We start from the raw sequence: 12,407 nt of genomic DNA on the forward strand, positions 1-12,407 counted from the left end.
AAATAATTTCACGTACCGTACGTTTTTTGTAAAAATTACATAAAAATACATGAATTTAAGGTGATTCGATTTTATCGTAATTTGCATAACTACCAGAAACTAAACGCTGACTCAAGTCACTCTTTGTAAGTATCATTAAGGCCAGTGAGTATGAGACTACATATGCTTATCGTAGTTTAAAGACATCACGAACATGTACATACTATGCCTAACAATTAAACAAAGGCAGGTTTTTAGTATGTACTCACAATTCAGCCATTTAGATAGCATCAAAAAGGCGTATCATAACATTCATCCACACTTGGAAGATCACCATAAAGAAGAAATTCAAAATGTACTTCATCAATCCATCGGACACGCAAACAATATTGATCCATCATTTGCCCCGTATGCTGAAATGTTTAAGGAAGAATTTTAAGTAAGGTTCTTATCATTTCTGGGCCAATTCGTTACTTTTCTTCATTGACAGGTTGATTGGAGTATAAGGTGCGGGACTCCTGCGGGTGAAGCGGGACAGGTGAGACACAGCAGGGTGTAAAGAACCAAAGTGGCTCACCGCACGCCCCTCGGAAAGCGAGCAACCTGTAACGGAAATCAACACTTCCAAGAGCAACTAAGATTTAACTAAAAAAATAAAATCGACCAGCAGGACTTTTTTATTGCGTCACGAATTCTTATAACGGTATGTTTTTAATGAAACCGTGAAGGGATGGAAAATTAAATGACGCAAACTAAATTAACTGTTGAAAAAGAATTTTTAGATTATGTAAAAAAATGGTGCATGTAAACGAAGCGATTGGCCTTATGTATTGGGATTTGCGCACGGGCGCTCCTAAAAAAGGTGTTGAACAACGCTCTGAAGTGATCGGAACATTATCTTCCGATGTATTTGCAATGTCGACTTCTGAGGAAATGAAAAATTACATCGAAGAACTTTCAAAGCCAGAAGTCCAGGGCTCGTTGTCTGACGTAACGAAAAAGACGTTAGAGGAAGTGAAAAAAGATTATGAGCGCAATGCGAAGATTCCTCCAGCTGAATTTAAAGAATATGTGATTTTACAATCAAAAGCTGAGACAGTTTGGGAAGAAGCGAAGAACGCATCAGACTTCTCCTTATTCCAGCCTTACTTAGAAAAGCTTGTTGAATTCAACAAGAAGTTTATTGAGTATTGGGGCTATGAAGGCAACAAATACAACACACTTTTAGATATGTACGAGCCAGGCGTTACGGTTGAGATCTTAGATGAGACATTTTCTAAGCTGCGTGACCGTATTGTACCTTTGCTTCAAAAAGTTACAGAAGCAGGTCAGCCAGATACGAAATTCTTGTTCGAACACTTCCCAAAAGATAAGCAAAAAGAATTCAGCCTGCATGTCCTAAAAGACATGGGTTATGACTTCGATTCTGGTCGTTTGGATGAAACGGTTCACCCGTTTGCGATCGGTTTGAACCCTGGAGATGTTCGTGTAACAACAAAGTATATGGAGAATGACTTCCGTACAGCTGTTTTCGGAACGATTCATGAAGGCGGACACGCACTTTATGAGCAAAATATATCAGATGAGCTCGTAGGAACACCACTTGCAACAGGTACATCGATGGGAATTCATGAGTCTCAATCTCTGTTCTGGGAAAACTTTGTTGGCCGTCACTTTGGTTTCTGGAAGAACCATTACTCGATGTTAAAGAGCGTTTCTGGTGCACAGTTTAACGGAGTAGAACTTGAAGATTTCTACCGTTCTATTAACGTGGTTGAGCCATCACTCATTCGTATTGAAGCAGATGAAATGACATATCCACTACACGTTATCGTTCGTTATGAAATTGAAAAAGGTCTGTTTAACGATGAGATTGAAGTGAAAGACCTACCGCGTATTTGGAACGAAAAAATGCAAGAATATATTGGTGTAACACCGAAAAACGATGCTGAGGGTGTGCTTCAGGACGTTCACTGGTCAGGTGGAAGCTTTGGTTACTTCCCATCTTACGCTTTAGGATACATTTACGCTGCACAGCTTAAAAATGCGATGCTAAATGACATTCCTGACTTCGATGCACTTGTTGAGTCTGGTAACCTTCTTCCGATCAAAGAATGGTTAACAAAGAATGTCCATCAGTACGGTAAGATGAAGAAGCCGATTGAAATCTTGAAAGATGTAACAGGTGAAGGGTTAAATCCAGATCATCTGATCGCATATTTTGAGAAGAAATACAGCGATATTTACCGCTTAAACGGATAATCTTCCATAAGCCGGCGGCTCTCGGAACGAACTCGAGAATGCCGGCTTTTTCATGAAAATGTTTCATTTGTACGAATTTTGTCTAAAACTATATAAAAAGATATTAGGAGGAAGAAAAGATGGGAGCTGCAACGACGCAAGATATACAGAACCTATTAAAATTAAGAAAACGTATTGCTGTAGTCGGTCTATCCGATCAGCCGTTTCGTACTTCCTATATGGTCTCAGAATACATGCAGAATGCAGGCTATGAGATTATTCCTGTGAATCCTAATGTCACTGAGGTTTTAGGGCAAAAAGCATATGCTACCCTTGAGGATGTTGAAGGACATATTGATATCGTCAACGTGTTCAGACGCAATGAATTCCTGCCGGAAGTTGCCCGATCAGCCGCAAAAATTAAAGCAGGTTTTTTCTGGGCGCAGCTTGGTTTATACAGTGCAGAAGCAGAAGAGATTTTGCAAAGTGCAACGATTCCTTATATTATGGATAAGTGCATTAAAGTGGAACATGCTATGATACGGTAGTAATGAACCACCCGCAATCATACGGGTGGTTTTCCCATGCTTAACGACATTGTCACTTTTTTATAAGCAAATATTCTTTTTAGGCTAAAGGTTTTCGGTCGATATACCGAGAAATAAGAGGAGAATATACAGACAGTAGTAGTATAGAAACAAACGTTCTGCTATTATAGTAGTACTGCAGCAACGTGAAAGGAGCAACACATTTTGGCAAGTAATAAGTCATTTATGGAATATAACGATGATGCCATACAGGTGCTCGAAGGTTTAGAAGCCGTTCGAAAGCGACCTGGTATGTATATTGGAAGTACGGATGCCAGAGGTCTACATCACCTCGTTTATGAAATTGTAGATAACGCCGTTGATGAAGCTTTAGGCGGATTCGGTGATTACATACATGTGAAAATTCACAAAGATAATAGTGTGTCAGTATCAGATGATGGCCGTGGAATGCCAACTGGTATGCATAAGCTCGGAAAACCAACACCAGAGATCATCTTTACAGTCCTTCACGCTGGAGGTAAGTTCGGACAAGGTGGATACAAGACATCTGGAGGACTTCACGGTGTTGGTGCTTCAGTTGTTAACGCCCTATCAGAATGGCTTGAAGTAACGATTCACCGTGATGGAAAGACGTATCGTCAGCGTTTTGAGAATGGCGGTAAGCCCGCTACAACGCTAGAAGTGATTGGAAACACACGCAAGTCTGGAACGACCGTCCATTTTAAACCAGATCGTACGATGTTTTCCACGATCAACTACAACTATGAAACATTAAGCGAACGTCTTAGAGAAGCTGCGTTTCTGTTAAAAGGGATTAAGATTGTTCTTGAAGATGCCCGTAACGGTGAAAAAGATGAGTTTCAGTTTGATACAGGTCTAGAAGCATTCGTTAAATATTTGAACGAAGATAAAGATACCCTTCACTCTGTTGTCAGTTTTGAAGGGACACAGAATGAAATAGAAGTTGATTTTGCATTTCAATACAACGATGGCTACGCAGAAAACGTATTGTCATTCGTAAACAACGTTCGTACAAAAGACGGCGGAACGCATGAATCTGGTGCGAAGACAGCGATTACGAGAAGCATAAACGAATATGCCCGTAAAACGAACATGTTGAAAGAGAAAGATAAGAACTTGGATGGATCTGATATACGGGAAGGGTTAACGGCGGTTGTTTCTGTACGTATCCCTGAAGAATTTCTTCAGTTTGAAGGACAAACGAAGAGTAAACTTGGTACGAGTGAAGCGCGATCTAGCGTTGATGCGGTTGTAGCTGGGAAGCTCGCATATTTTCTTGAGGAAAATCCTGCAATAAGTGAAATGCTCATCCGTAAAAGTATTAAAGCCGCACAAGCTCGTGAAGCAGCTCGTAAGGCTCGTGAAGATGCGCGTAACGGCAAAAAGAACAAGCGTAAAGATTCGATGCTGAGCGGTAAGTTAACACCAGCTACATCTAAGAATCCTGAGCGTAACGAACTGTACTTAGTTGAGGGTGACTCTGCGGGCGGTTCGGCCAAACAAGGACGAGACCGTAAATTCCAAGCGATTCTGCCGCTTCGTGGTAAAGTTATCAACACGGAAAAAGCCAAGCTTGCAGATATCTTTAAAAATGAAGAGATCAACACGATCATTCATGCAATCGGTGCTGGAGTTGGCTCTGATTTTACATTGAAAGATGTGAACTACGATAAAATTGTCATTATGACCGATGCGGATACAGATGGTGCGCACATTCAGGTCCTTCTTTTAACGTTCTTCTATCGTTACATGAAGCCGCTTATTGAAGAAGGAAAAGTGTTTATCGCGCTTCCTCCTCTATACAAAGTGAGCAAAGGAACTGGAAAGAAAGAAGTCATCGAGTATGCTTGGGATGAAGACGAGCTAAGAGAAGCACAGAAAAAGATCGGAAAAGGCTACATCATTCAACGTTACAAAGGTCTTGGCGAAATGAACGCCGACCAGCTATGGGAAACAACAATGGATCCTGACACACGTACGCTTATCCGTGTACGTATAGATGATGCTGCCCGTGCCGAAAAACGTGTATCTGTCTTAATGGGAGATAAAGTTGAACCACGTCGTAAGTGGATTGAAGAACACGTGGCATTCGGTATAAACGAAGAAACAAACATACTAGATAACGAGAACTTGTCAGCATTCTGAGGAGGTTTAAAGATTGTCACTGCTTGAGAAATTTAGAGAGCTGCCGTTAGAAGACGTAATCGGCGACCGCTTCGGAAGATACAGTAAATACATCATTCAGGAGCGTGCATTACCTGATGCAAGAGACGGCCTGAAACCGGTTCAGCGCCGTATTTTATACGCAATGTTCGCAGAAGGAAACACAAACGAGAAACCATACCGTAAATCGGCCAAGACGGTCGGTAACGTAATCGGTAATTATCACCCGCACGGTGATTCTTCCGTTTACGAAGCGATGGTCCGTATGAGTCAGGACTGGAAAGTAAGAAATGTACTGATCCAGATGCACGGAAACAACGGCAGCATCGACGGAGACCCAGCAGCAGCCATGCGTTATACAGAAGCAAGGCTTTCTGCGATTGCGTCTGAACTATTGCGTGATATTGATAAAGAAACCGTAGAATTTGCACCAAACTTTGATGATACAACGGAAGAACCGATAGTGTTGCCAAGCCGTTACCCGAACCTGCTTGTAAATGGTTCAACGGGTATCTCTGCTGGTTATGCGACAGATATTCCGCCACATCATCTAGGTGAAGTAATCGATGCGGTTACGATGCAGATCGATAACCCAGATGTTTCACTTGATGAATTAATGACGGTAATGAAAGGTCCTGATTTCCCAACAGGTGGAATCGTTCAAGGGCTTGACGGAATCAAAAAGGCGTTTGAAACAGGTAAAGGCCGCTTTGTCATCCGTGCAAAGACTGAGATTGAAAGCTTAAAAGGCGGTCGTCAGCAGATCGTTATCACAGAAGTACCTTTTGAAGTGAACAAGGCGAACCTCGTTAAACGTATGGACGAGTTACGTTTAGATAAAAAGGTAGACGGTATTGCTGAGATCCGTGATGAGACGGACCGTACTGGTTTACGAATTGTAATCGAGCTTCGAAAAGACGGGAACGCTGAAGGAATTTTAAACTTCTTCTTCAAAAATACCGATCTTCAAGTCTCGTATAACTACAACATGGTTGCGATTCATAACAAAACACCAAAGCTGATGGGTTTAAAAGCCATTCTTCATTCTTATATTCAGCATCAAAAAGAAGTAGTTACACGCCGTACTACTTACGATCTGAGAAAAGCAGAAGAACGTTCACACATCGTTGAAGGTTTGATCAAAGCGATCTCCATTCTAGACGAAGTGATTGAAACAATCCGTGCTTCTAAAGATAAGCGAAATGCTAAAGACAACATTATCGAAAAGTTTCAGTTTACAGAACCACAAGCTGAAGCCATCGTTACGTTGCAGCTTTATCGTTTAACGAATACGGATATCACGACGCTTCAATCTGAAGCAGAAGAACTGGCTAAAAAAATTACGTATCTGCGTTCACTCTTAGATAGTGAGAAGAAACTATTCAACGTGATCAAAAAAGAGTTGTCTGAGGTACAGAAGAAATATGCTGACCCTCGCCGCACGGTAATCGAAGCGGAAATTGAAGAGATTAAGATCGACATGGAAGTGATGATCCCGTCTGAAGACGTGATGGTGACCGTTACAGAAGATGGCTATGTAAAACGTTCAAGCGTTCGTTCTTTCAGCGCATCAAACGGTGAACCGCCAGGCATGAAGGATACGGATTCACTCCTTATGGCGTCACAGCTCAATACAACAGAAACACTTCTCATGTTCACGAACAAAGGAAACTATATTTATCTGCCAGTGTACGAAATGCCTGAGATCCGCTGGAAGGACATGGGGCAGCATTTAGCGAGTCTTGTTGGACTGGATAAAGATGAGAAGCTGATTAAAGCGTACCCGATCAAAGAATTTGCAGAGGATCAATACCTCATCTTCTTTACGAAACAAGGTATGGCGAAGAAAACAGAACTCAAGTCTTACAAAGCATCACGCTACAACCGTCCTCTTATGGCAGTTAAGCTAAAAGCGGAAGATGAGGTAGTAGACGTTTCGTTAACGAACGGAAAACAAGATGTCTTTATTACAACTCACTTTGGATTGGGATTATGGTTTGCGGAAGAGGAGATCTCCATCGTTGGCCAAAGAGCGTCTGGTGTAAAAGGAATTAACTTAAAAGCTGGTGACCATGTGGTAAGCGGATTTGCGCTTCCAGAAGATCCAGAGAAAGCGCAAGTGATTATCGCCACCCAGCGCGGTGCATTGAAAAAGATGAAGGTTTCTGAGTTTGATAAAACATCACGCGCTAAGCGAGGCCTTGTGATGGTCAGAGAACTAAAATCAAACCCACACCGCATCGTCGGTATGAAGCTAGTATCAGAAGATGAAACACAGTTTGTGCTAGAGACGAAATCAGGAAAAGAAGAAACCATTTCAGCTTTAAACTATAAACCAGCTGATCGATACAACAACGGTTCGTTTGTTGTGGATAGTGCTGAGACAGGTCCAATCACACGAATCAAGTTATTGGTTTCAACTGAACAAACAAAAGAGTAGCGTATGCTGCTCTTTTTCTTCTTTTTAATTGCTCTTGAAAGGTGTTGATTTCCGTTCCAGGTGCTCGCTTTCCGCGGGGCAGGCGGTGAGCCACATTTGTACGTTTCACTCTTAAATGTCTCACCTGCCCGCCTGTCCCGCAGGAGTCTCCCACTTTGCACTACAATCAACTCGCAAATGATGAGAATATAAAAAAACAAAAAGCAACAAACTTTAGATTAGGTATTATGGAAAAACAACTAGAGAAATGAGAGATACATAACATGAAAAGCAATACACATCTACTTGGGGGAGTGGCAGCAGGTGCGATTTATAAGATCGTAACGGATCTGCCGCCTGAGACACTTCAGCATGAACTGACCTTTTTTGGAGCAGCTGTTCTGGGGAGTTTGCTGCCAGATCTTTGTCATCCAGGTTCGTATTTAGGCAAGAAGACTAGCTTTCTATCAAAAACAATTTCAAAAACGTTTGGCCATCGGACCATTACGCACAGCTGGATTATGATTTTACTCCTGATGATGCTGCCACAGTGGATCGATTGGCGTTATGAAGATAGTTTAAGCATGGGTCTACTCGTAGGGGTCATCTCTCATATCATACTGGATGCCGCTACTTCAAGAGGAATTCAGCTTCTCTACCCGCTGCCTATTCGATTTCGTTTTCCACTGTATACAAAAACAGGGTCGAAAACAGAAACAAATATCGCATCAATTATTAGTTTACTAGCAGCTGTTCTCATGGTTCATCTTTATATCGTTTCGCTATTTTAAGACATGAACTTAAAAAAGGGTTTAATTTCCTCCCTCAATGGTAATACAACAATTGTATACACAAAAATGAGGAGTGGTTAAATAATGGCTAGAATTGCAACGGTATTAGCAAACATGTTTGAAGATGTAGAATACACGGAACCAGCAAAAGCGTTTCGAGAAGCTGGCCATGAGGTAACCGTAATTGGTTCAGAAAAAGGAGCAACACTCGAAGGCAAGCAAAAAGAAGCGCAAGTGACAACGAATGCTGCCATATCAGAAGTTCAACCGGATGACTTTGACGCTCTATTCATTCCTGGTGGGTTTTCACCGGATATTCTAAGAGGTGACGATAAGTTCGTTCAGTTCACGAAACATTTTGCTGATGAAGGCAAGCCGGTGTTCGCGATCTGTCATGGACCACAGTTGTTGATCTCTGCAGAAGTGTTAAACGGAAGACACATCACAGGTTACAAATCGATTCACGTTGATCTAAAAAACGCAGGGGCAACAGTAAAAGATGAAGAAGTGGTGGTTTGCGGCGGAAATCTTGTGACTAGCCGTCAACCTGAAGATATTCCAGCGTTTATTCGAGAATCATTAAAAGTGATCGAACAATAAATAGTAGAACATGGAAATCGCCTAGGGTTATTCCCTAGGCGGTTTTTTCTATGAAATGAAACTTATGGTAAATGAGTTCGTACAATGTTGTATGAAATTATAGAATGGATGGACTGACATGGAAACAAGAGATTATTTGTTGAGTGAACTAAAAGAAATTGAGAAATGGGAAAAAGATCAAAAAGGATTATGGTTTTGGGAGCGTATCACACGCTTGCCATTTAAGCTGATTGATAGAGTAACACCAAAATTTATTCAAAACAAAATTGGTACACTTCTCGATGAAATTGGCAGCTATATTCAAAATGGCGGACAATATCTATCAAACGAGAAATCTGTTTTTCAGTTTTTGAAAAGAAAACAGGGCGTACGATTAACGAGTTATCAGATCTTCAAGACGTTCCTGTAGAAGAAATGAAGAAAGTTTCATTAGAACTGGCAGACAAGAGAAAAAGTGCAGCAACACTTCAAGGAGCAAGTACAGGCATAGGTGGAATCATTACACTTGCCATAGATATTCCTGCTATACTAGCAATCTCTTTAAAAACACTTCAAGAGATAGCGATTATACATGGATACGATCCCAATGATAAACAGGAAAGAGTGTACATTTTAAAATGTCTGCAATTCTCAACCTCAGATTATGTTGGCAAAGAGGCAATCTTAAATGAACTTTCTGCAATAAGTGAAAAAGACGATCAAAAGTCGCGAGAAGTCATTTCTCAAATTCAAGGCTGAGAGAAGTTACATTAACGTTTACTGAATCATTCGGATGGAAAAAGCTGTTTCAAATGGTGCCAGTGGCTGGAATCATATTCGGTGCGTTTGCAAACCGCTCGATGATTAGTGATCTTGCTGAAACGGGGACGATGCTTTATCAGAAAAGAAGGATTGTTGAGAGGTTGGGGAGTGTTTCAAATTCTACTAATGAATTATAGTAACATTTTATTAAACTTATTAAAATCGTCTGACTCACGTTAGACGATTTTTTATTTTTGCAACTGTGTCTAATAAGTTCACATAAGTGACGAGTTTACTTTCATAAATATTTAAAGTGACCATTTTGAATATATCTATTCTTGGGCTATTTAACTTCGACCAAAGACCATGAAGGGGATGAATGTAATGGAGACGATTCATAATACAATGAGCGTATTGAATTCATTAAATAAACCCTCTAAAAACGAATTAAGAGACGTACTCTTAAACTTAAAAATCGATCTTGAAGATGTAAATCATATTTTAAAATCGTCAGAAGGAAAACCATACTATAGAAAGCTCCTTTATCAAAACGAAGAAGTGGAAGTATTGGTGATGAACTGGTCTCAATTAGAATGTGCGCCTCATGATCATGGTATTTCGCAAGGGTGGATCAAAGTTCTGAATGGGTCTTCTCTGAACACCGTCTATGAAGTGAAAGAAAACGGTCTGCCTTCAGAATTATTTACGAAGATCCATAACAAAGGAAAATTATTTTACGCACCTAAAAAAGGTGTTCATAAAATGAAAGCAGAAGAGGGCAGCGATTTAGTAACACTTCACCTCTATTCACCACCGATAAGTGGAATGATGGTCTATGATCTTGAAAAATGTTCAGTATGTGTTGTATCAGATGATTGCGGGGCATGGTGGCCAGATGAACAACGTCAAAAGTTGAAAGAAATACAATTAACTAATGATGTATTGGCTTAAATTGAATTAAGCACCTGTTACCTAAAAACAGGTGCTTTTTCTTGGCCATAAAGATCAAACAGAATAATACTTTTTATAACAGTGAGTTAGTGCCAATAACGGCCAAATGTAATCGTAACTATGGTAATAAATATAAAATGCTCCGGTAAGCCGGCTCCAGTTGGATAGCTAGATTGTTCACGATGTTTCATCAACCACTTAACTGCCTTCTCCATTTCAGAAGTGGGCTCTTTATGGATAGCCGTTAGTGCATTAAGAGCCCATGCGGTTTGGGATGGTGTACTTGCGTTTAATTTTACATATTTTCGTTGATGATCACTGGCACAGGATTCTCCCCAGCCGCCATCCTCATATTGCACATTTAATAACCAATCTTTAGCTTTTTGTATTCTCTTGTTCTGTGGATTTACGCCACAAGCGATTAGTCCTGTAATGGCGGCCCAAGTTCCATAAACATAACAGACGCCCCAGCGACCATACCAGGAGCCATCTTGTTCTTGGTTTGCTAAAAGCCAATTTACCCCTTTTTTACAGAGGTATGATCTTGATTCAGTCCATGAAACTTCCCCAAAAACTCTAACGTTCTCCCTGTTATGTCAGAAGTTGAAGGATCGATTAATGCATCTTTTGCATGTTTGATCGGTAGATTGCCGATCAAATAACGGTTTGTATTTTTCTCAAATGCGGCCCATCCGCCATCATCGTTCTGCATAGATATAAGCCATGCGAGTCCACGTTCATAAATCATTTGATAATGAGAATAGGAATGAGATAAATGTGCCATTATGCGAAGCGCAGCTTGTGTATCATCAATATCAGGATGTTGTGTGTTGCCTAAAGAGAACCCCCAGCCCCCAGGTGCAGCCTCCGAATTATGAACAGACCAATCTCCATACTTTGTTTGCTGCTGAGATAAAAGAAATTGTGATCCCTTCATAACACCTGGATCAGTAATGGGTACACCCGCTTCAAGCAGCGTATATAGAATGAGTGACGTGTCCCAAGTTGTGGAAGGAGAGTTCTGCAAGTGAAGCGTTCCTTCAGCTTCACAAAACATGTTCATCAAGCCTGTGAGTGCGTTTTGAATAATTGTTGAGTAGCGTTCATAACCAGAGGACAGCAGGCCATAAATCATAAAAATGGTCGTTAAACTATAGCTTAGTAGAGTTCCGTCAGGTTCAATATGGTTTTGAATATAAGACAAAATGTTCTCTTTCTTCGTTTGAAGGTAAGAATCTCTAATATTCAACAATGAAAATAAGTTCACCCAATCCTGCATATGAGCACCTTCGTCTCCATCTCCTGTGAGGTCCGATAAGTCAGGTGTATATTTGGAAGTAAGCTTTTTCTTCCCTTCAACCATCAACAAAACAGGTGCAAAATGAGCTCTAGCATAGCTGCTAATATCAAATCGATTTATGGGAGAGGTAAGAGGAAGAGAAAAAAGGATGGCTGGATCAATTGGAACATCGGGCCATTCGTATAACCCGTTCATCGCGAGAAAGACTTTTGTAAGAAGATCGGCCTTCTTCAAACCGCCATTTTGCTTAATAAAATGCTTAGCTGGCATGAGTTTGTCATCATTTGCGCTAAACTGCTGCGAATAAAGAAGTGCCGTATAGGCTTGTATCGTTGCAGACAAGTTGGCTGGTTCCTCATCTGGGTAGACACGCCATAAACCGTCTCTAGATTGTTGTGAGAGGATGCGTTGTGTGATCCTTTTAAGCAATTTTTCATTTCGATATTCAATCGTCCTTAACAGGATGAGTATATAAGCATCCGTAATCACTGAGTTTTCAAAGCAAAAACGCCAAGTTCCATCTGGTTTTTGAAGAGAAAGCAAATCATTACAGCGTCTATAGATTTCATTTTCAAGTTTTTTGAAGTCCATACCCATCACCGCACTTTTCCACATAGTGATTACAGTTTATGTGCATAAAAGGTTATCCTATG

8 protein-coding genes and 3 pseudogenes are annotated in these 12,407 nt (G+C 40.7%); 9 read left to right on the forward strand and 2 right to left on the reverse strand.

Going from position 1 to position 12,407, the window contains the following annotated elements:
- The first annotated feature begins 238 nt into the window (after window positions 1-238).
- The 5 genes and pseudogenes from ACEWFH_RS11195 (at window position 239) to parC (ending at window position 7,392) form a co-directional block, all read left to right on the forward strand.
- On the forward strand, window positions 239-418 hold the full coding sequence (locus ACEWFH_RS11195; protein WP_473724127.1) for a hypothetical protein: 180 nt from the start codon (window positions 239-241) through the stop codon (window positions 416-418).
- Window positions 419-721: 303 nt separating this feature from the next.
- A pseudogene (locus tag ACEWFH_RS11200) lies at window positions 722-2,241 on the forward strand (carboxypeptidase M32).
- A gap of 119 nt (window positions 2,242-2,360) precedes the next feature.
- Window positions 2,361-2,768, forward strand: coding sequence for a CoA-binding protein (locus tag ACEWFH_RS11205; RefSeq protein ID WP_473724128.1), 408 nt, complete (start codon window positions 2,361-2,363; stop codon window positions 2,766-2,768).
- Between the two features lie 225 nt (window positions 2,769-2,993).
- Window positions 2,994-4,934: a DNA topoisomerase IV subunit B gene (parE, locus tag ACEWFH_RS11210; RefSeq protein ID WP_473727280.1), complete on the forward strand. Its 1,941-nt coding sequence runs from the start codon at window positions 2,994-2,996 to the stop codon at window positions 4,932-4,934.
- Window positions 4,935-4,947: 13 nt separating this feature from the next.
- Window positions 4,948-7,392, forward strand: coding sequence for a DNA topoisomerase IV subunit A (parC, locus tag ACEWFH_RS11215; RefSeq protein ID WP_473724129.1), 2,445 nt, complete (start codon window positions 4,948-4,950; stop codon window positions 7,390-7,392).
- Here parC and ACEWFH_RS11220 read toward each other — a convergent pair.
- A complete protein-coding gene (locus ACEWFH_RS11220) occupies window positions 7,355-7,546 on the reverse strand; it encodes a hypothetical protein (protein ID WP_473724130.1) in 192 nt (63 codons plus the stop codon). The genes parC and ACEWFH_RS11220 overlap by 38 nt on opposite strands.
- Before the next feature lie 109 nt (window positions 7,547-7,655).
- On the opposite strand from ACEWFH_RS11220, the gene ACEWFH_RS11225 reads away from it, so the two are divergent.
- From ACEWFH_RS11225 to ACEWFH_RS11240, 4 genes and pseudogenes are all read left to right on the forward strand, one after another.
- A complete protein-coding gene (locus tag ACEWFH_RS11225; RefSeq protein ID WP_473724131.1) occupies window positions 7,656-8,162 on the forward strand; it encodes a metal-dependent hydrolase in 507 nt (168 codons plus the stop codon).
- Between the two features lie 84 nt (window positions 8,163-8,246).
- A complete protein-coding gene (locus ACEWFH_RS11230; protein WP_473724132.1) occupies window positions 8,247-8,762 on the forward strand; it encodes a type 1 glutamine amidotransferase domain-containing protein in 516 nt (171 codons plus the stop codon).
- Window positions 8,763-8,880: 118 nt separating this feature from the next.
- A pseudogene (locus ACEWFH_RS11235) lies at window positions 8,881-9,700 on the forward strand (EcsC family protein).
- A 187-nt stretch (window positions 9,701-9,887) separates the two neighbouring features.
- The gene (locus ACEWFH_RS11240) at window positions 9,888-10,454 is read left to right on the forward strand and encodes a cysteine dioxygenase (protein ID WP_473724133.1); all 567 of its coding nucleotides are present in this window, start codon (window positions 9,888-9,890) and stop codon (window positions 10,452-10,454) included.
- Between the two features lie 86 nt (window positions 10,455-10,540).
- Here the strand turns inward: ACEWFH_RS11240 and ACEWFH_RS11245 are convergent.
- Window positions 10,541-12,369, reverse strand: a pseudogene (locus ACEWFH_RS11245) (prenyltransferase/squalene oxidase repeat-containing protein).
- Window positions 12,370-12,407: the final 38 nt, after the last annotated feature.

The sequence above is a fragment of the Fictibacillus sp. EA-CB0309 genome, assembly GCF_055814265.1.

Bases quoted from the DNA above. Each gene is read 5' to 3' on its own strand.
- ACEWFH_RS11195 (WP_473724127.1), top strand. From the start codon at position 239: ATGTACTCACAATTCAGCCATTTAGATAGCATCAAAAAGGCGTATCAT.
- ACEWFH_RS11205 (WP_473724128.1), top strand. From the start codon at position 2,361: ATGGGAGCTGCAACGACGCAAGATATACAGAACCTATTAAAATTAAGA.
- parE (WP_473727280.1), top strand. From the start codon at position 2,994: ATGGAATATAACGATGATGCCATACAGGTGCTCGAAGGTTTAGAAGCC.
- ACEWFH_RS11225 (WP_473724131.1), top strand. From the start codon at position 7,656: ATGAAAAGCAATACACATCTACTTGGGGGAGTGGCAGCAGGTGCGATT.
- ACEWFH_RS11230 (WP_473724132.1), top strand. From the start codon at position 8,247: ATGGCTAGAATTGCAACGGTATTAGCAAACATGTTTGAAGATGTAGAA.
- ACEWFH_RS11240 (WP_473724133.1), top strand. From the start codon at position 9,888: ATGGAGACGATTCATAATACAATGAGCGTATTGAATTCATTAAATAAA.